Genomic DNA, 19,565 nt, shown 5'->3' with positions numbered 1-19,565 from the left:
ACCTAAGTTATACCCATTGCAATCAGCTTAAACAAAGCCGATAAGGTCAATTAAAGCCCCTTCAACTGCTCCACCTGCTTAGCAATCTCGGCAAGCTGAGTGTTTAGCTCATCAAGTTTGGCTTTTTCGGCGGCGACCACCGCTTCAGGTGCTTTGGCGACAAAGCCTTCATTGGACAGCTTACGAGCGATGCCATCGGCTTGTGCTTGCAGTTTTTCGGCGACTTTGGCGAGACGGCTTAGCTCTGCGGTCGGGTCAATCAACCCTTTCATCGGTACGAGCACCTTGACCTGCCCTACCATGCTCGATGAGCACAGTGGCACTTCATCGGTGTCGGCGACGATGGTGAGTGTTTCGACTTTTGCCAGTGCCTTGAACTGATTGGCGATACGGCTGAGTGATGCTTGCTCGGTATCGTTCGCCCCTTGTAGTAGTACAGGCAGACGCACGGCATTACCCAGCTTCATCTCGCCACGGATGTTACGCACCGCACCGATGAGTGCTTGTAGCCATGCCATATCCTGCTCGGTCTGCTCACTGATATCATCGGCGTTCGCCACAGGGAAATCAGCGATGACGATGCTGTCAGCAGATTTGCGGTCAATCAGTGGCGCAACCGTCTGCCACAGGCTCTCGGTCAGATACGGCATGATTGGGTGGGTGAATCGCATGGCGACCTCAAGTACATGAATCAGCACATAGCGAATCTGCGCCTTGCGCTCATCGCTGACACTGTCGTCATTGAGCGCTGATTTGGCAAGCTCGACATACCAGTCGCAATATTCATTCCAAATAAACTCATAAATCGCTTGGCTCACCAAGTCAAAGCGATAAGTCGCCATCGCCTCATGGATGCTTGCGATGGTTGAGTTTAGACGGCTGACAATCCATTTTTCGGGTAGCTCCCACAGCTGTTTATTGGCGGTTTTGTCAATGGGTAGCTCATTGCCTGCTTTGTCCACGCAGTTCATCAGCACAAAGCGGGTGGCGTTCCAAATTTTATTACAGAAGTTACGGTTGCCCTCGATACGCTTGATATCAAAGTTAATATCACGACCTGTACTTGCTAGGCTTGTAAAGGTAAAACGCAGTGCATCCGTGCCGAATGCCTCGATGCCATCGGCAAATTCTTTGCGGGTGGATTTTTCGATTTTGGCGGCATCTTTTGGATTCATCAGCCCTGTCGTACGTTTCGCCACCAAGCTTTCTAGGTCAATGCCATCAATCAAATCAATCGGGTCAAGCACATTGCCTTTTGACTTACTCATCTTTTGACCTTGACCATCACGCACCAGACCATGCACATAGACGGTCTTGAACGGTACTTGTGGCGTACCATCGGCATTTTTGACAAAATGCATGGTCAGCATAATCATGCGAGCCACCCAGAAGAAGATGATGTCAAAGCCAGTCACCAGCACGCTGGTTGGGTGGAAAGTCTGCAATGCTCGTCCGTCATCATTTGGATTACCCCAATCAAGCGTGCTGAATGTCCATAGACCTGAGCTAAACCAAGTATCAAGCACATCTTCATCTTGGCGTAGGATGACATCGGCAGGCAGATTGTATTTACTGCGAACTTCAGCTTCGTCATGCGCCACATAGATACCGCCCTTGTCATCATACCATGCAGGGATACGATGACCCCACCACAGCTGACGGCTGATGCACCAGTCTTGGATATCACGCATCCACGCCATGTACATATTCTTGTATTGTGCGGGCACAAACTCAATGCGACCATCTTCGACCGCTTCAATCGCAGGCTTGGCAAGTGCCTCAATCGCCACATACCATTGGTCGGTCAAATACGGCTCAACAATCTCACCACTGCGGTCGCCTCGTGGGGCTTTGAGTGCGTGCGGTTCGATTTTTTCAAGCCAGCCTTGAGTTTCGGCATCTGCCACCAGTTTTTTGCGGGCATCAAAACGAGCCAAGCCTGCATAATCGCTCGGTGTCGTCTCAAGTGTCGGCTCACGCTGAGTTAGGCTCTCATAGACCTGCATATCAGCTAGGATATTGGCATTTTTATCAAAGATATTAATCAGTGGCAGATTGTGGCGTTTACCCACTTCATAGTCATTAAAATCATGCGCAGGGGTGATTTTGACACAGCCTGTACCAAAGTCTTTTTCGACATAAGTATCCGCCACGATAGGCACGATACGACCCGTAATCGGTAGGACGATATTTTGACCAATCAGATGCGCATAGCGTTCATCTTCAGGATGTACCGCCACCGCCGTATCACCAAGCAAGGTCTCAGGACGAGTAGTTGCCACCACCAGATAGTTCTGACCATCTTTGGTTTTAAGCTCTTGATTTTCAAAGAAATATTTAAAGTGCCACAATGAGCCTTGCTCGTCGTGATTTTCTACTTCTAGGTCAGACAATGCCGTCTCAAGCTTGATATCCCAGTTCACCAGACGCTTGCCACGATAGATAAGACCATCATCATACAGCTTGACGAACACATCTTGCACCGCTTTTGATAGGCCTTCATCCATCGTAAAGCGTTCACGGCTCCAGTCCACCGATGAGCCTAGACGACGGATTTGGCGAGTGATGTTGCCACCTGATTCGTTTTTCCACTCCCAGACTTTTTCTAGGAATTTGTCACGGCCTAAGTCATGGCGTTTGATACCCTGTAAGCCAAGCTGACGCTCAACAACCATTTGGGTTGCGATACCTGCATGGTCAGTGCCTGCTTGCCATAGCGTGTTGTAGCCCATCATGCGGTGGTAGCGAGTCAGCGTATCCATGATAGCATTATTAAAGCCATGCCCCATGTGTAGTGAGCCTGTGACATTCGGCGGTGGCAAGGCGATTGAGAAGGCTTTAGGCTTCGTGTAATCTGGCTTAAAATAGCCTGCATTTTCCCAGCCTTGATACATTCCTGCTTCAATGTCGCTTGGATTGTAGGCAGAAGATAGGCGGTCTAGGGCGGTTTGGATGGCGTTGTTGGTCATAATCAGCTCTCAAATTTATACTTAAAAAAATGGTTCTATTTTAGCAAGTTTTGGGCGGTTTGTGGGGATTTTTGATGGGAATTTATTGGGTAACTTGTCTAGTATTTTTTATCAAAATGACTTTGGATTGATAATTTCAATTCCTTAATATTTATATGTATTTATTTGGCGTATAATAAACCCAAGCACATTCAAAATAAAATTGATTATCATAAGGACATCGGTTGCAGTGTCCTTTTTTTGCTTTATAGTTATAAAAATGGGTGTATTATGAACAAATCAAGCTTAGGCTTTAAGCCAATACCCACGCTGATTGCCATTGCTTTGGCGGTGGCGATTATCCTGATTCCAACCCCTGATGGCGTGACGCCACAAGCATGGAATCTACTTGCGTTATTTGTCGGGGTGATTGCAGCGATTATCGGCAAAGCCATGCCAATCGGCGCAATCTCAATCATCGCCATCACTTTGGTGGCTGTCACAGGCATCACCGTCAGCGATGGCAAGGCGGATGCCGCCATGAAAGATGCCTTATCAAGCTTTGCCAATCCTCTGATTTGGCTGATTGGTGTGTCCATCATGATTTCTCGTGGTCTATTAAAGACAGGACTTGGCGCGCGCATTGGCTATATTTTTATTGCGATTTTTGGTAAAAAGACATTGGGCATCGGCTATAGTTTGGCATTATCCGAGCTCATCCTTGCCCCTGTCACCCCAAGTAACACCGCTCGTGGTGGCGCTATCATGCACCCGATTATGCGCTCTATCGCCGAAAGCTATGATTCAAACCCCGCCAAAAACACCCAAGATAAAATGGGCAAATACCTAGCACTGGTCAATTATCACAGCAACCCAATCAGCTCGGCGATGTTCATCACCGCCACCGCACCAAACCCAATGGTGGTCAATCTCATCGCCGAAAGTCTAGGCAGTGAGTTTCGCCTAAGCTGGAGTCAGTGGGCATTGGCAATGCTTGTGCCGGGTCTTGTGGCGTTTATTTTGATGCCTTTGGTGCTGTATTTTCTTTACCCACCGACCATCAAGCACACGCCAAATGCCGTACAGTTCGCCAAAGATAAGCTTGCTGAAATGGGCAAAATGAGCCGTGACGAGTCAATCATGCTTGCCATCTTTGGTATCTTGCTCGCTTGCTGGGCAGGTGTGCCTGAGCTGTTGTTCGGCTTTAAGATTGATGCCACTGCCACCGCCTTTATCGGTCTTAGCTTGTTGCTACTATCTGGCGTTCTGACTTGGGCGGATGTCACTTCCGAAAAAAGCGCATGGGATACCATCGTGTGGTTCTCGGCACTGATTATGATGGCGACATTCTTAAATAAGCTTGGCTTAATCGAATGGTTCTCAAACTCGCTTGAGACAAGCATCAGCGGTCTGGGTCTTAGCGGTATGATGGCAGGCTTGTTGCTACTGGTTGCTTATATGTATGCACACTATATGTTTGCAAGCACCACAGCGCATATCACGGCGATGTTTGGCGCATTTTTGACCGCAGGGATTGCACTTGGCGCACCGCCGATGTTCTTTGCATTATTGATGGCAGCGGCATCTAGCCTGATGATGACTTTGACGCATTATGCCACAGGGACTTCGCCGGTGATTTTTGGTTCAGGCTTTACGACCTTGCCTGAATGGTGGAAAGCAGGCTTTGTGATGAGCGTGGTCAATCTGCTGGTATTTGTCATCATTGGTGGCGCTTGGTGGAAAGTGCTTGGCTATTGGTGATATTCATTTATTAAACAATCATTTAAAACCATCTTGTGATATCAAGATGGTTTTTTTGCTTGATGAGTGCTTATAATTAATGAGCGTGTTTGACAAGTCTATGCACCGCCTATCTTACTTGGTCAAAACCCCCACCCCATAAACCAGCACTTCGACACCGCCATCTATATCGCACATCTCAAAGCGTAAGCCATAGATAGCATCACAGCCTGCTTTGTGCGCTTGGGATTTGGCACGCACCACCGCTTCACGGCGAGCACGGTCAAGCAGGCTCTCATAGACGGTCAAATTCTTACCAAATAAGCTAAGCACACTTGCAATCACGAGCTTAAATCTGTCTTGGGCGATGACGACATTACCCGTCACAAACACTGGCTCGCCTGCGCCATCAGGCACATCGATACGCTCGCTCGATACTCGGATATGACGGTATTTGGCTTCATCGGCGACTAGGCTTGCCAAATGGCGACGCTCGGCACGAGAACCAAAATACCACCCAACAAAGAACAAGATAATCGCAATCAGCCAATCAATATTTCTTAATAATATCGCAGAAATGTCCATGATTATTCTGTGCCGTCAGCCTGCCCAAAAGGGTTGAATTTCTTTTGCACCTTGACCGCCGTACCATAGACGAACAGCTCTGATGCGCCTGCGGTGATGTTCGATGTCGAAAAGCGAATACCCACAATGGCATCTGCACCCAGCGCTTGTGCTTTGGCAATCATGCGTGACATGGCTTCTTGGCGAGCTTCTTCGAGTAGCTCGGTATAAGCAGTCAGTTCACCGCCGACGATATTTTTTAGCCCTGCTAATAAATCCTTACCCACGTGCTTACTACGCACGGTGCTGCCATAGACGACATCAAGTCGCTCGGTGATGATATAATTTGGCAAATGCTCAAGATTGGATAACTGCATAACTTCCCCACATGATTCGTATTTGATAAAAAAGCAGGATGTACACACCCTGCTTATCGCTTTGTCAATGACTGCCAATGCTTAGTCATCGGTGTGAAATAACAAGAACAGCTCGGTGATGTTATCTTCAAGTGCGTTTGCCATATCAGCTAGCATCTCATCACTGCGAATCTCATCAAGCTCTTCGTCAATGCCTGATAGCACAACCATCGGCAAGGTCAAATCCGCCACATCTTGCTCGGTGTTTTCATCATCAAACCAATCGACATTCTCATCTGAATACATCGCATCCACAAAGCCAATCGCCCATGCTGCTAGGTCACCATCTTCGCTAAAGTCTTCGGCTTCTTCGCTGGCATCGAACGGCAGCTCAATCGGCTGTTCGGCTTTTAGGGTGTCAATCAGCTCTTGACGCCATGCTTGTAGCGCTTCTTTGACTTCGCTTGGTACGCTTGCATCCGCCCCTTCAAAGAATGCTGATAGCCAATTTGGCAATGGCTTACCCACCACAGTTGCGGTCAAAAAGCCATGCGCTGCAATCGGGTCTAGACCCATTTCATTGGCAGGTGACTCAAGATAAGCAAACAGTTCTTGTTTATTCATTTTTCATACTCTTTTTAAAAATAAGGCTTATACCAACACAATGTCAGTATAAGCAAACATCTTGTCATTGACAGCTAGGATCAAAAATCATCGTCCAAGTCATCAAAGTCATCATCAAGATCATCAAACTCCGCAAAATCGTCTTCTTCTAACGCACGCTTGAGTTTGTTGATGCGTTGCTCTTCGAGTAGTGCGTCGATTTTTAGGCGTTTTTCTAGGGGTTTTGCCTTGCCTTCATCGGCAAGCTTGGCATCAGCATCTTCTTCAAAGTTATCATCATCAAAATCATCATCAATATTACTCATAATGACTCCTTAGCTATCGTTACACTCTTCCAATTCATCCACCGTAATTGATCGGTTGAACTAGCTTATAATCGATATTGAAAAATTTGTCAAGTTTTTTATTCAATGGTGGCAGACAATCCAGCGTCTAATCTTCAATAAATACCGCATCACGAGCCACACGCAAGCGATTCACTGCCTGCTGATTGAGCGCAGTGACAATTTGACAATCACGCTCTGACATGGAAAGCGGGTTTGGTAAATTCTCAATCGTGCCCGAATGAGCAAGCTCTTGTTTGGCAGCATCTTCAAACATCAGCACCATTGGCAGCTTTCGGCGTGATGATACACCGAGCACGGCATTATTTTGGGCGGTATCACTTGCAGTGGTACACATTTTTAGGGCGAACTGACCTTGTTTAAGATGGCGATCATAGACGATCTGATTAACCATCAATACAAGCTGTGCTAACATCATCGATGCAGTTGCAACCTTGGCATGGTCATTATTTGCAAGCAGTTCAACGCTTGCGCCATTTTCATCAAACCCTTTGATGGCATAAATCGACACCCCTACCAAAAATGGTGCTTCGAGTAATTTTTCGGCAGCTTTTGAAAGCATCTGATCACACAGCGCAAAATACATTTTTTTATGATCAAATGACAGAGCTTGCAGTAGCTGATTTGGATCTTCGAAGCGGATCTGTGTCGTATAGCTAGCATGTCGCGTATTTTGTACGACAGCTTCTTCTTTTTCTTTTGGAGCGATGTTCTCATCACTCACAGTCATCTTATCATCACTCGGCTCGGGCGCAAGACTTGGGCTACCGCCAAGCACCAAGCCTTGGCTTAAGAGTCGATCTCGTGTCTGCTGCTCGATTTGTGCTCTAAGCTCACGACTTGGACGAGCAATGAAAGTATAAGCCACCCACACCAAGCCATGTAGTACGATCATCGCCAATAAAAATAGCCACTGACCCATCAAAATACCAGCAGTACTGATCGCTTTGGTGCCAACCACCACCGAGCCGAGTGCCTTATCTCCAGAGACAATCGCTTCATTTTTGGTCTGATAGCCGCCTTCATTTTCGCCAACTGAGACCACGATATTGTCTTCGGCATTATATACCGCAACGAATGCCACCTGTGGCTCTTGGGCGTATTGGTTGGCGATGTAGCTCATGCTCACACGGTCATTGATTGAGCTTGGCATGGTCAAGTCTGACACAAGCTCTGTGGCAATGCGATCCGCTACGGTGCGATTTTGTTCGGTCAAATAACGATTAGAACTCACCACAAAAAAAACTATGTGAAAAAATAAACTCACCAATAAGACAATCAAAAAAGTAACTTGCTTGGGGGCAGAATAAGACATGATAAAAAACCAACACTAAGCAATCAGAGCTTGACAAATAGAAAAAATCCCCTAATTTTCCCATGTTTACTATGATTACGCAACTGTTTTTGAGCCAAATACACAATTCCATCACATTACCCTTTTATAAAAGCTGGTTTGGTGCTAATATGTTCACTCTATGGCGGATTTATCTGCGGTTTTATTTCACCAAAAAAACGAGTTTTATCATGACCATCACTTATGCCCTACCAAATAACAGCCAAGCATGGCTACACGCCTTTTCACAGCTACAGACACTGCCACCTGCACTACATGGCGTGGATTTGACCACAGGTCAGCACAGCGAGCAGATTGAAGAGCTGCCGATTTTTGGTATTGTCGTGGTGGCAAGCTCGCCTGCTGTTGATATTGATGCACTGATGAGCGAGTGGGTGCAAGCACAGCCCAACTGGCAACTTAGCATCGTCAATGATGACGAAACTGCCAAAGCATCTGCCCATCTGATTGACAGCAATGAGACTTTGACCGCCGTCGCCATTCACCGCTATCTACTGTCTTATACAGGCGCACCGATGAGTCAGGACAAACGAGTAGCGGCTGCACACATCATTGATGAGCAAATCACCCAGCATTTATCCGCACAGCTACAGGCTGATGTGCATATCCTATCCGCTGATAAGCTACTGACACAGCATCGCTTGGCGTGCTTTGATATGGATTCAACACTGATTCAAGAAGAAGTCATCGTTGAGCTTGCCAAATTCTGCGGTATCGAAGATAAAGTATCAGACATCACCGAGCAGGCGATGCGTGGCGAGATTGATTTTGCAACGAGTTTTGCTCGTCGTGTGGCACTGCTTGCTGATGCGCCGATTAGCATTGTTGATGAGATTATCGCCAAGCACATTCATTTTCAGCCGGGCGCAGCAGCCACCATCAAGGCGCTCAAAGCGCTTGGCTATCATACCGTGCTGATTTCGGGCGGCTTTGAGCCATTTGCCCAATATGTCGCAAACACGCTTGGCATGGATGAATATTATGCCAATCCGCTACTCAATGACGGCAAAACTTTAAGCGGACTGGTCGATGATAATATCCTAGATGGCAACCAAAAAGCTGTCATCGCCCAAACCGTCGCCAAACGCCTAGGGCTATCGATGAAAGAAGTCGTCTGTATCGGCGATGGTGCGAACGATTTGCCAATGATGGCGGTGAGTGATTTGGGCATTGCTTATCATGCCAAGCCCATCGTACAGGCGCGTGCTGATGCCGCTGTCAATCTGACAGGGCTTGAGGGCGTGCTATATGCACTGGGTCATCGACTCGATGTACGCTGATTGGTTACAAATTTTTCGTCGAAAAATCACGGATAATCTGCTACCCTTTTCATTTTTAATTTGTCATTTATTTATCGATAGGATTTTTATGCTGACCATTCCCGTAATCAATGTCAAAGCCGACCCGCTAGATGCTCTTTTGGCAGGCTTAGGACTGCGTTTGCAAAACCTTGCCAAAGCTCGCAATAACGAGTCGTTTAATAATCTTGTCAAAGAACGCACCGTCTGTATTCAGTTCGTCGCACCCAATGTTGAGCGTTATTTTCGCTTTGACCAAGGGCATTTTGGACAAACACTCGGCACAGCGCACGATGCGGATTTGACCATTGATTTTAAAGACTCGATGACCGGTGTCAAGCTACTGACCAAAGGCGATGTGGCGGCATTTATGACAGCTATCCAAGATGGCGATGTCAAAATCACGGGCGATTATAAGCTTGTGCTATGGTTTGCAGGTATTGGCAAGCAAGCGGCGACCATTCCCGAAGAATATCGTGGCTATGTCGAGCAGGCCAAGCCCTATATTGAGCTTGCCAAGCCTTATGCCGAGACCGCCAAAGATGCGCTACTTAGCCTAAAGAAAAAGCTGGGCAAATAACCGTCTTGCCAATGATTTCGCCCAACACTGCAAATGGATTTGCTATTTGGTAAAAATTTCAGTACAATCGTTCACCAACTATCGACCGATAAGATGCGTCAAATCACGCATATTCAAACACAATAAACACCGACAATACGATGATGACCACCATGACACAAGCTACCACCAAGGACGAAATTGCTCGTTTATTTGACCTACCGCTGATGGATTTGCTGATGCAAGCTCAGACGGTGCACCGTGAGCATTTCAACGCCAATGAAGTGCAAATCAGCACCCTATTATCCATCAAAACAGGCAACTGCCCCGAAGACTGTGGCTACTGCTCACAGTCAGGTCATCATCGTGACAAGACGGGCTTGACAGCCGAAAAACGCCTAGAAATCGAAAAAGTGCTCGCAGCGGCACGCCGTGCCAAAGCACAAGGCTCATCACGCTTTTGTATGGGTGCAGCGTGGAAACATCCAAGTGCCAAAGATATGCCGTATCTGGTTGAGCTTATCAGCGAAGTCAAGGCGCTTGGGCTTGAGACCTGCATGACTTTGGGTATGCTAAATCCCGACCAAGCCAAAACCCTAGCAGATGCAGGCCTAGATTATTATAATCATAACCTAGACACATCTCGCAGCTACTATGACAGCGTCGCCACCACACGCAGTTATGATGACCGCCTTGAGACCATCGAGTATGTCCGCAATGCGGGTATCAATGTCTGCTCGGGCAGTATCGTTGGCATGGGTGAGAGCCGCCAAGACCGCATTGACTGGATTTATGAGCTAACCCAAATGCCGATTCCGCCACAGTCAATCCCTGTGAATCTATTAGTACCCATCAAAGGCACACCGCTTGGCGATAAGGTGCTTGCCGAAGGTCAGCTGTCAGTCATCGAATGGATTCGCACCATTGCGGTGACTCGTATCTGCTGTCCGACAAGCTATGTACGCCTATCTGCTGGCCGTGAGAGCCTAAGCGATGGCGAGCAGGCATTGGCATTTATGGCGGGGGCGAACTCATTTTTTTATGGGGATAAGCTACTGACCACAGGCAACCAATCTACCGCACACGATGACAGACTGATGGCAGAGCTTGGGCTGACGCCAACTCGCCCTATGCCAAAGCCACAAATCATCGATGCCATGAGTGGCACTGCCATCAATCAAGAACACCCCGAAGGTTGCCCGCTAAGCGCCTAATGAGTGGCTAATGAGTGGCTAAGCGGTCATCCATTGCCGCCTACTCGGCAAATCAATACCATCAAAAGATGTGCTATAATAAGCGCATCTTTTTTATTGGACGCCACAATGCTAGAGTACATCAGAGCCTTTCATATCATCAGTATGGTTTGTTGGTTTGCGGGGATTTTTTATTTGCCACGCCTATTTGTGTATCATGCGATGAGCGATGATACGCTCAGCCAAGAGCGATTTGCCCTGATGGAGCGTAAGCTGTATCGTGGGATTATGACGCCTGCGATGATTGCCACTTGGGGGTGTGGACTTCTGATGATTGCCTTAGCACCAAGTATCTATCTATCTCAAGGCTGGCTACACGCCAAACTTGTCCTTGTCGTGCTACTCACCCTGTATCACCTGTCCTGCGGTCGCTTTCGTATTCGTTTGATGGATAATCCCAAGCTTAAAAGTCATGTCTATTGGCGATGGTTCAATGAGATTCCTGTGTTTATCTTGATTGCCGTGGTGATTTTGGCAGTGGTCAAGCCGTTTTAAGCAGTATGCATACCCCAAAAAACAAAAGCCCTAGCTGATGCTTAGGGCTTTTGTTTTGCTATCTTATCAATCCGCTGTGCTAACCATCTTAATGACGGCGTTTTTCTTGGCGACGCTTTGACCATCAAGCACCGCTTTGGCAATGCTCATCTCTCGCTCGTCCGCAAAGCCCGAAAAATGATACTCAAGCCCACGGTCTTTAACAATCAGCCACACGCCATTGATGTCCACCTGTGCAGATTCGGACAATGTCAAGGATTTATCATCAATCATAAATCGCTTGGGTGTAAGCCTTAATTCACCGACACCAAACACATGACGGCGCTTCGCCTGATGACGCTTGATATTAAAGCCAAACATCGCCACAGCAAACACAAACAACGAGCCGATGGCATACTCAACAGGCATGGTAAAGCAAATCACCGCCACGACAATCCCAAGCACAAGCAATCCCACCGACCACCAAAACAATGGGTCGCCCCCTTGTCCTGTCAGGCGAATGCTGACGCCATCATCATTGACCGTCAGCATCTTACCAGCCCAATGCTTGCTGTTGTGCTTCGATGATTTGGCGGATACCAGCTTCAGCCAGACTTAGCATACTATCAGCTTCGGCTCGGGTGAATGGCTTATCTTCTGCCGTGCCCTGAATCTCAATAAAGCCCCCTGCTTGGGTCATCACCACATTCAAATCGGTATCACAGGTTGAATCTTCGGCATAGTTCAAATCCAGATACGCCTTACCATCTTTGATACCCACCGATACCGCACCAACCAAGCCCAGCAGCGGGTCTTGGGTCAGTTTCTTTTCTCGCTGTAGATATTCAAGCGCATCAATCAGCGCCACCGCTGCTCCTGAGATACTCGCCGTGCGTGTACCGCCATCGGCTTGGATGACATCACAATCGATATGAATGGTATTCTCGCCAAGCTTTGATAAATCAAGCATCGCACGCAGGCTACGACCAATCAGACGCTGAATCTCTTGGGTGCGACCTGACTGCTTACCACGAGCAGCTTCGCGCTGAGTGCGTGTGCCTGTCGCACGCGGTAGCATTCCGTATTCAGCGGTCAGCCAGCCTTGTCCTTGTCCCTTGAGCCATCTTGGTACGCCTGCTTCGACGCTGGCGGTGCATAGCACTTTGGTATCACCAAAGCACACAAGCACCGAGCCTTCGGCGTGCTTGGTGTAGTGGCGGGTAAAGCTGATTGGGCGAAGTTCATTCAATTGTCTGCCATCAATACGCATAAAAATCTCTAGTCATTGTTGTGAATTTAAGCAATTTTACCAAGTTATGCCCAAAAACACAAAACAAAAACCTGCCATCACCCAATGATAGGTGATGACAGGTTTTGATAAGTCGATATCGCTTATTTGCTCTCTTCAAGCTTACGCAAATCTTTACGCAGAATCTTACCGACATTCGACTTCGGCAGCTCACTGATGAACTCGATGTATTTTGGACGCTTGTAGCCGGTTAGATTTTCTTTTGCCCACGCACGCACTTCTTCGACGGTCAGACTTGCATCTTTTTTGACCACAAAGATTTTTGGCACTTCGCCACTGTGCTCATCAGGCACGCCAATGACGCCACATTCTAGGATTTTTGGATGCGCAGTCATCACATCTTCGACTTCGTTTGGATAGACATTAAAGCCTGAGACCAAAATCATGTCTTTTTTGCGGTCAACAATCTTGATAAAGCCTTTGTCGTCCATCACGCCGATATCACCTGTGCGGAAATAGCCATCAGCGGTCATCACTTTGGCGGTCTCATCAGGACGCTTCCAGTAGCCCGGCATCACTTGCGGGCCTTTGGCGCAGATTTCACCCGGCTCACCCATTGCCACTTCGTTGTCATTCTCATTTAATAAGATAACATCGGTTGCAGGGAATGGGATACCGATTTTGCCGGTATAGCCCCCCGGTGGATTCAAGGTCAAGACAGGTGATGTCTCAGACAAGCCATAGCCTTCGATGATATAATTACCCGTCAGGCGCTCCCACGCTTTGGCAGTGTCGGACAGTACCGACATACCGCCACCTAAGGATAGTTTTAGGTTGCTGTGGTCAAGCGCACGGAAACCTTCGTCATGTACCAAGCCATTAAACAGCGTATTGACCGCAGGGAAAAATACCGGACGATATTTGGCGTAATCTTTACACACCGCCTTAAAATCTCGTGGGTTGGTGATAAGCAGCATGCTAAAGCCCATCTTCATACCCAACAGTGCACACGCTGTAAATGAGAAAATATGATACAAAGGCAGTGCCACAGCGATGTATTTACCGCTCAAATCCTGCTCAGGGAATACCTTAGAAACAAACGGTTTGCACTGCTCGACATTCGATGCTAAGTTGGCATGGGTCAGCATCGCACCCTTAGCAACGCCTGTCGTACCGCCCGTGTACTGTAGCGCAGCGATGTCATCAAGCGATACCTGTGGGCGATTGTAAGCCGATGCCGATACTTGATTTAGCGCTTCTTTAAAGCTGATATGACCCGGGATATTCCACGATGGCACCATTTTTTTGACATGGCGTACCACCGCATTGACAATAAAGCCTTTAAAGCCAAGCATATCGCCAAGCGATGTGACAATCACATGCTTGACTTGACCCTTGTTCTCCACACGCTCAAAGGTCTGCGCAAAGTTCTCAACGATAAACAACGCCTTAGCTTCAGAGTCATTGAGCTGATGCTCAAGCTCATGTGGTGTGTATAGTGGATTGACATTCACTAGCGTCAACCCTGCTCGCACGATACCAATCATCGTAATCGGATACTGCAAGATATTTGGCATCATCACCGCCACTTTATCGCCCTTGACCAAGCCAATCGATTGCAGATAGGCGGCGATTTGACGGCTGTAATTATCAAGCTCACGATAGGTAATCGATACATCCATACAAGTAAATGCCACCTTATTGCCATGTCGAGCAAAGGCTTGTTCAAAAATATCAATCAGTGAATGAATGTTGTTTGACAAATTAAAATCAAACTCAATGCCGTGTTCTTGGTAAGTCTTGTACCATGGGCGGTCGGTGGGGACGGTGAAATGTTGTGTGGTCATAATACTTCCTTATGTCTAAAAATCCATCATTCGATACCAAGCCGTATCACGGTATGCTAAATCAGTTACATACACCCTAAATCTATCATAAGTTTGGCAGCATGACAAGAATGTTGGCAAATTTTTTGAGAAAACAGTTGTAAGCTATTAGACCATATTTTACATAATTTTCCAAGTAAAATCAGTCTAAAGCCCAAAAAATACACTGCATTTATCGGACATACTGGACATTTGACAGCCTAATCAGCCCGCACAATTAAGCTTATCGCTACAGCATCTTTGTTATCAACAAAAAAAGACACCGTGATATACACGATGTCTTATGATTAAAATATCATTCAAGCATAGCTTATAGCTTTCTGAGCTCTTTACGCAGGATTTTGCCGACATTGGATTTGGGCAATTCATCAACAAAGGCGATTTGCTTGGGGCGTTTATAGCCGGTCAAGTTTTTCTTCGCCCATGCTTTGATGTCATCGGTGGTGAGACTGTCATCTTTTTTGACCACAAAGACCTTGACCACTTCGCCGCTGTGTCCATCAGGCACGCCGATAGCACCACATTCGAGCACTTTTGGGTGAGCGGCGATGACTTCTTCGACTTCGTTTGGATAGACATTAAAGCCTGAGACCAAAATCATGTCTTTTTTGCGGTCCACGATTTTGAAATAGCCCTGCTCGTCCATCACACCAATATCACCCGTGCGAAAATAACCATCAGCAGTCATCACTTTGGCGGTCTCTTCGGGTTGTTTCCAGTAGCCTTTCATCACCTGCGGACCTTTGGCGCAAATCTCGCCTGCTTCACCCATCGCCACTTCATTGCCGTCATCATCCAGCAGGATAATGTCGGTCGATGGGAATGGCACGCCGATTTTGCCCGTGTAGCTACCAAGCGGATTGAAGGTCAAGACAGGGGAAGTCTCGGACAAGCCATAGCCTTCGACGATGTAATTACCAGTCAATTTCTCCCATGCGTCAGCCGTGCTTGGCAGCACCGCCATGCCACCGCCCAAAGAGATTTTCATATTGCTATGGTCAAGCGCGCCAAAGCCCTTGTGATGGGTCAAAGCGTTAAACAGCGTATTGACCGCAGGGAAAAACTGCGGACGATATTTGGCAAATTGCTTGGTCAAATCATCAAAATCACGGGCGTTCGGGATAAGTAGCATCGCAAAGCCCATCTTCATGCCAAGCATCGTCACCATGAACGAAAAAATATGATACAAAGGCAGTGCCACCGCCATGTATTCGCCGTGCTGATACGGCCTATCAAAGCCTGATTTGACATAGGTCATGCACTGCTCAACATTGGCTATCAAATTACCATGTGTCAGCATCGCACCTTTTGCGACGCCTGTCGTCCCGCCTGTGTACTGCAAAATCACCACATCATCAAGGGTCAGTGTTGGGCGAGTGTAGTTGGCAGAAGTTTTTAGGATATCTTTAAAGTTAATCTTATTTGGGATGCAATAATTTGGCACCATTTTTTTCAGATGACGCACAACAGCATTAATCACAATGCCCTTGATACCCATCATATCGCCGATGCCTGTGGTGATGACATGGCTAATTTGCCCTTTGTCCTGCACCTTTTCAAAGGTATGAGCAAAGTTCTCAACGATAAATAGCACTTTGGCTTCACTGTCTTTGAGCTGATGCTCAAGCTCATGAGCGGTATATAGCGGATTGACATTGACAAGCACAAGCCCTGCTCGCACAATCCCCATCATCACCGCCAGATACTGCGGTGTGTTTGGCATCATCACCGCCACTTTATCACCTTGAGCGAGACCTAGCGACTGCAAATACGCTGCGATTTTTAAGCTTATCTTATCAAGTTCATCATAGCCGATATGCACCCCCATAAAGGTGATGGCTCGCTGACCCCGATTGGCACGAAAATTGACATCAAAAAAATCCAGCAAATTATTCACGCCATCAGGCATGACAAGCTGAATATCTAGATTGTTTTTGCGGTAAGTGGCTTGCCAAGCACGGTCGGCAGGCGTGGTAAATGATGAGTAATCAGTCATGTTTCTTCCTATGAATGTTGTTGTCATTGACGGTGGCGGTCAAATGCCAAAGCTGATAATCAAGCGAATAATTAGATGATTATGTGCAAAGTTACGCAAGCCACCGACTTTTGACAATCAATTTTTGTGAACCAGTTTTCATAGTTTTTGATTGACAAGTGAATGAAAATTTGGCTTAAGTGTATTTATTTTATAGAGTAATTATTACTACTAATCAATGCGATACAATCTACCAACTGCCTTGCGATGGTGGATTTTGGGGCTTTGGGCAGTTTTTGGGCGGTTTTGGCATATTTATCAGCAAAAAACACCATCATCGCATTATCATCGCTACCAAAGCCGATGCTGGTATCAGACACATCATTGACCGCAATCATGTCAAGATTTTTGGCGATAAGTTTGCCTTTGGCATAGTTTTCAGTGTCTTGAGTCTCAGCAGCAAAGCCGACGGTCAGCACATCAGGATAAGTCTTGGCGATGGTGGCAAGCACATCAGGATTTTTGATGAGTTCTAGCGTCATGCCGTCCACGCCATCGGTTTTTTTGATTTTGTGAGCGGCGATGGTTGCCATCTTATAGTCCGCCACGGCAGCGGTGGCGATAAATACATCCGCCGTACGGCAGACATCTAGGCACACCGACAGCATCTCATCTGCCGTGCCGACATCAATGCGATGCACACCTTTGGGTGCTTGTAATGCCACACGCTTACCGCTGACGAGCACCACATCCGCACCAGCATCACGGCACGCCGCTGCCAGTGCATAACCCATCTTGCCTGTAGAATGATTGGATAAAAAACGCACCGGATCAATCGGCTCAAGCGTCGCCCCTGCGGTAATAACGACAGTCTTAGCCGCCAATGACTGTGGCAGTCTTTGGCGAGCCACAAATGCCAAAATCGTCTGGCTCAACGCCTCAGGCTCAGGCAATCGCCCTGCCCCGACATCGCCGCACGCCTGCTCGCCGCTATCTGGTGTGATAAGCTCATAGCCAAAGCGGGTAAGCTTAATCAAATTATCCTGCACAATGGCATTTGCCCACATCTGCTGATTCATCGCAGGTGCGATAAGAATCGGCGCATCGGTCGCAAGACACACAGTGGTGAGTAGATTATCCGCCAAGCCATTAGCAAGCTTGCCGATGGTGTTGGCAGATGCAGGTGCGATCACGACCACATCCGCCCATTTGGCAAGCTCAATATGCCCCATGCCCTTTTCGGCTTCTGCATCCAAAAGCTGTGTATGTACTTCATTGCCAGTCAACGCCTGCAAGGTCAAAGGCGTGATAAACTCGCACGCTGCTGCCGTCATCATCACACGCACTTCACAGCCTGCCTTGATAAGCAGACGAGCAAGTACTGCCGATTTATAAGCAGCGATACCGCCTGTGATACCGAGTAGGATTTTTGGTTTGGTCAAATCAGTCATGGCTGTCGCCTATGTGGAGAAATGGGCGTATTATAGCCTAAATCGGACTTTAGGTACAATGAACAATGACTTATAATTATCAAATCCCCTTGTATACCATCGCAGACAAGGGGATTGATCAACATCCGCCATCAAGACTGTCTAGCAATCATTTGACCTATCAAAAAGAACATCACTGCCGCCACGAGCGCAGGAACGGCCAACAATCCAACGATGGTATCTGCCGATAAATTCATCGCCATCAACCAACCCCCAACCATTGAGCCAACAACTGAGCCGCTGCGTCCCACCGCATTTGCCCAACTAACCCCGGTAGCACGGCAATGTGTTGGGTAGTATGCCGAACTGAATGCATTAGCGCCTACTTGCGAGCCTGAAACACCCACGCCGATACCAAACATCCCAATGAGCAGTAAAGCCAAATTAAGGCCAATAATTCCTTGTCCAACAATGATCAAAAATACAGCACCGGCAATATAGGATAGATACAGTACTTTTGCCGCACCTTTTTTATCCATCAAATAACCCAGAGTGATTGCACCGATAGTGCCTCCAATTTGAAAAACAGAAGTAATCCATGCAGCGTTTTTTAGGTCAAATCCAACACTTTTAAGCAATGTCGGCATCCAACTTGAGATCAGATAGATGATCAGCATGCTCATAAAAAACGCAATCCACATCAATATGGTGCCAAGCGCATAATTTTTACTAAACAATTCTTTGACACTGACTTGCGCTTTGTCAGTCGGTGCTGCAATGAGCTGCGGCACAATTGCATTGGGGTCAGCACTGATACGGCGTGCGACTTGATCAACTTTATGTTTTGGAAAATTTTTGGTTACCATAAAGCGTAGCGACATTGGAAACCACCAAATCAAAATTGGTAAAATCATCAACGGCATTACTCCACCGATAATCAAAATCCCTTGCCAGCCAATCGATGGAATCAGCTGCCCCGATACAATCCCACCTAATGCTGAGCCAATGGTGAACCCACAAAACATCAAAGTTACTAAAGTTGAGCGGCGAGCAGTTGGACAAAATTCCGATGTCATTGTGATGGCATTTGGCATTGCACCACCAAGTCCAATCCCAGTGATAAACCGCAAAATCACCAAAGTCTGCAAATCAGGTGAAAATGCCGATAAAAAACTGGCAGCCCCAAAAACAAACACCGAACCAATCATGATCGGCTTACGACCAATCTTATCTGCCAATGGCCCAAACACCAATGCACCAATCATCAATCCAAATAGACCTGCACCAAATAACGGTGCCAACTGCGGCTGTGTTAGCTGCCACTGCTCGATCAATGCTGGCGCAATAAACCCCACCGCCGCTGTATCAAAACCATCGATCGCCACTACCACAAAACACAACGCAATGATGAGTTTTTGGGTGGCTGATAAAGGCTGTGCATCAATAAACGCTTGAACTTCCATGGTATTTGTTGTTGTGTTCATCGCAAATTCCTGTCTGTTTTTCCCTAA

17 protein-coding genes are annotated in these 19,565 nt (G+C 47.2%); 5 read left to right on the top strand and 12 right to left on the bottom strand.

Features of this window, described 5'->3' with window-relative positions; all coding sequences use genetic code 11:
• Positions 1-50 precede the first annotated feature (50 nt).
• Positions 51-2,969 (bottom strand): valine--tRNA ligase, encoded by a 2,919-nt coding sequence (locus tag Q0N89_RS00835; RefSeq protein WP_294032923.1) that lies wholly within the window; start codon positions 2,967-2,969, stop codon positions 51-53.
• A 270-nt stretch (positions 2,970-3,239) separates the two neighbouring features.
• On the opposite strand from Q0N89_RS00835, the gene Q0N89_RS00830 reads away from it, so the two are divergent.
• Positions 3,240-4,709 carry a DASS family sodium-coupled anion symporter gene (locus tag Q0N89_RS00830; protein ID WP_294032922.1) on the top strand — a complete coding sequence of 490 codons (1,470 nt, stop codon included), beginning with the start codon at positions 3,240-3,242 and terminating at the stop codon, positions 4,707-4,709.
• 114 nt (positions 4,710-4,823) lie between these two features.
• Here the strand turns inward: Q0N89_RS00830 and Q0N89_RS00825 are convergent, their stop codons facing one another.
• The 5 genes from Q0N89_RS00825 to Q0N89_RS00805 form a co-directional block, all read right to left on the bottom strand.
• Entirely contained in the window at positions 4,824-5,273 is a 450-nt protein-coding gene (locus Q0N89_RS00825) for a heavy metal-binding domain-containing protein (RefSeq protein ID WP_294032921.1), read from the bottom strand.
• 2 nt (positions 5,274-5,275) lie between these two features.
• Complete coding sequence (locus tag Q0N89_RS00820) at positions 5,276-5,629, bottom strand: YbjQ family protein (protein ID WP_078254424.1); 354 nt, start codon at positions 5,627-5,629, stop codon at positions 5,276-5,278.
• An 81-nt stretch (positions 5,630-5,710) separates the two neighbouring features.
• Positions 5,711-6,232 (bottom strand): UPF0149 family protein, encoded by a 522-nt coding sequence (locus Q0N89_RS00815; protein WP_294032920.1) that lies wholly within the window; start codon positions 6,230-6,232, stop codon positions 5,711-5,713.
• Between the two features lie 80 nt (positions 6,233-6,312).
• Positions 6,313-6,537: a PA3496 family putative envelope integrity protein gene (locus Q0N89_RS00810; RefSeq protein ID WP_078254422.1), complete on the bottom strand. Its 225-nt coding sequence runs from the start codon at positions 6,535-6,537 to the stop codon at positions 6,313-6,315.
• Between the two features lie 127 nt (positions 6,538-6,664).
• A complete protein-coding gene (locus Q0N89_RS00805; protein WP_294032919.1) occupies positions 6,665-7,813 on the bottom strand; it encodes a hypothetical protein in 1,149 nt (382 codons plus the stop codon).
• A 287-nt stretch (positions 7,814-8,100) separates the two neighbouring features.
• Here Q0N89_RS00805 and serB point away from each other — a divergent pair, with 287 nt between their 5' ends.
• The 4 genes from serB (at position 8,101) to hemJ (ending at position 11,535) form a co-directional block, all read left to right on the top strand.
• Positions 8,101-9,210, top strand: coding sequence for a phosphoserine phosphatase SerB (serB, locus tag Q0N89_RS00800; protein WP_294032918.1), 1,110 nt, complete (start codon positions 8,101-8,103; stop codon positions 9,208-9,210).
• 88 nt (positions 9,211-9,298) lie between these two features.
• Positions 9,299-9,808 (top strand): hypothetical protein, encoded by a 510-nt coding sequence (locus Q0N89_RS00795; RefSeq protein ID WP_294032917.1) that lies wholly within the window; start codon positions 9,299-9,301, stop codon positions 9,806-9,808.
• Between the two features lie 140 nt (positions 9,809-9,948).
• Positions 9,949-11,001, top strand: coding sequence for a biotin synthase BioB (bioB, locus tag Q0N89_RS00790; RefSeq protein WP_294032916.1), 1,053 nt, complete (start codon positions 9,949-9,951; stop codon positions 10,999-11,001).
• Between the two features lie 108 nt (positions 11,002-11,109).
• Positions 11,110-11,535, top strand: coding sequence for a protoporphyrinogen oxidase HemJ (gene hemJ / locus Q0N89_RS00785; protein ID WP_294032915.1), 426 nt, complete (start codon positions 11,110-11,112; stop codon positions 11,533-11,535).
• A gap of 66 nt (positions 11,536-11,601) precedes the next feature.
• Here the strand turns inward: hemJ and Q0N89_RS00780 are convergent, their stop codons facing one another.
• The 6 genes from Q0N89_RS00780 to Q0N89_RS00755 form a co-directional block, all read right to left on the bottom strand.
• The gene (locus Q0N89_RS00780) at positions 11,602-12,066 is read right to left on the bottom strand and encodes a hypothetical protein (RefSeq protein ID WP_294032914.1); all 465 of its coding nucleotides are present in this window, start codon (positions 12,064-12,066) and stop codon (positions 11,602-11,604) included.
• Position 12,067: 1 nt separating this feature from the next.
• Entirely contained in the window at positions 12,068-12,784 is a 717-nt protein-coding gene (gene rph, locus Q0N89_RS00775; protein ID WP_078254416.1) for a ribonuclease PH, read from the bottom strand.
• A 122-nt stretch (positions 12,785-12,906) separates the two neighbouring features.
• On the bottom strand, positions 12,907-14,610 hold the full coding sequence (locus Q0N89_RS00770; protein ID WP_294032913.1) for an AMP-binding protein: 1,704 nt from the start codon (positions 14,608-14,610) through the stop codon (positions 12,907-12,909).
• Between the two features lie 349 nt (positions 14,611-14,959).
• Positions 14,960-16,645, bottom strand: a complete 1,686-nt coding sequence (locus Q0N89_RS00765; RefSeq protein ID WP_294032912.1) for an AMP-binding protein — start codon at positions 16,643-16,645, stop codon at positions 14,960-14,962.
• Positions 16,646-16,830: 185 nt separating this feature from the next.
• Positions 16,831-18,075 (bottom strand): bifunctional phosphopantothenoylcysteine decarboxylase/phosphopantothenate--cysteine ligase CoaBC, encoded by a 1,245-nt coding sequence (coaBC, locus tag Q0N89_RS00760; protein ID WP_294032911.1) that lies wholly within the window; start codon positions 18,073-18,075, stop codon positions 16,831-16,833.
• 131 nt (positions 18,076-18,206) lie between these two features.
• Complete coding sequence (locus Q0N89_RS00755) at positions 18,207-19,538, bottom strand: aromatic acid/H+ symport family MFS transporter (RefSeq protein WP_294032910.1); 1,332 nt, start codon at positions 19,536-19,538, stop codon at positions 18,207-18,209.
• Between the last annotated feature and the right edge of the window lie 27 nt (positions 19,539-19,565).

It is taken from the genome of uncultured Moraxella sp. (genome assembly GCF_945873075.1).
Taxonomy (GTDB): domain Bacteria; phylum Pseudomonadota; class Gammaproteobacteria; order Pseudomonadales; family Moraxellaceae; genus Moraxella.
The sequence above is the reverse complement of the archived record's forward strand: the minus strand, read 5'-3'. Positions and strand labels throughout refer to the sequence as shown.

What these genes read in the sequence shown, in the direction of transcription:
- serB (WP_294032918.1), top strand. Translation starts at nt 8,101, where the DNA reads ATGACCATCACTTATGCCCTACCAAATAACAGCCAAGCATGGCTACAC.
- Q0N89_RS00810 (WP_078254422.1), bottom strand. Translation starts at nt 6,537, where the DNA reads ATGAGTAATATTGATGATGATTTTGATGATGATAACTTTGAAGAAGAT.
- Q0N89_RS00755 (WP_294032910.1), bottom strand. Translation starts at nt 19,538, where the DNA reads ATGAACACAACAACAAATACCATGGAAGTTCAAGCGTTTATTGATGCA.
- Q0N89_RS00815 (WP_294032920.1), bottom strand. Translation starts at nt 6,232, where the DNA reads ATGAATAAACAAGAACTGTTTGCTTATCTTGAGTCACCTGCCAATGAA.
- bioB (WP_294032916.1), top strand. Translation starts at nt 9,949, where the DNA reads ATGATGACCACCATGACACAAGCTACCACCAAGGACGAAATTGCTCGT.
- Q0N89_RS00795 (WP_294032917.1), top strand. Translation starts at nt 9,299, where the DNA reads ATGCTGACCATTCCCGTAATCAATGTCAAAGCCGACCCGCTAGATGCT.
- Q0N89_RS00780 (WP_294032914.1), bottom strand. Translation starts at nt 12,066, where the DNA reads ATGCTGACGGTCAATGATGATGGCGTCAGCATTCGCCTGACAGGACAA.
- coaBC (WP_294032911.1), bottom strand. Translation starts at nt 18,075, where the DNA reads ATGACTGATTTGACCAAACCAAAAATCCTACTCGGTATCACAGGCGGT.
- hemJ (WP_294032915.1), top strand. Translation starts at nt 11,110, where the DNA reads ATGCTAGAGTACATCAGAGCCTTTCATATCATCAGTATGGTTTGTTGG.
- rph (WP_078254416.1), bottom strand. Translation starts at nt 12,784, where the DNA reads ATGCGTATTGATGGCAGACAATTGAATGAACTTCGCCCAATCAGCTTT.
- Q0N89_RS00765 (WP_294032912.1), bottom strand. Translation starts at nt 16,645, where the DNA reads ATGACTGATTACTCATCATTTACCACGCCTGCCGACCGTGCTTGGCAA.
- Q0N89_RS00820 (WP_078254424.1), bottom strand. Translation starts at nt 5,629, where the DNA reads ATGCAGTTATCCAATCTTGAGCATTTGCCAAATTATATCATCACCGAG.
- Q0N89_RS00830 (WP_294032922.1), top strand. Translation starts at nt 3,240, where the DNA reads ATGAACAAATCAAGCTTAGGCTTTAAGCCAATACCCACGCTGATTGCC.
- Q0N89_RS00825 (WP_294032921.1), bottom strand. Translation starts at nt 5,273, where the DNA reads ATGGACATTTCTGCGATATTATTAAGAAATATTGATTGGCTGATTGCG.
- Q0N89_RS00770 (WP_294032913.1), bottom strand. Translation starts at nt 14,610, where the DNA reads ATGACCACACAACATTTCACCGTCCCCACCGACCGCCCATGGTACAAG.
- Q0N89_RS00835 (WP_294032923.1), bottom strand. Translation starts at nt 2,969, where the DNA reads ATGACCAACAACGCCATCCAAACCGCCCTAGACCGCCTATCTTCTGCC.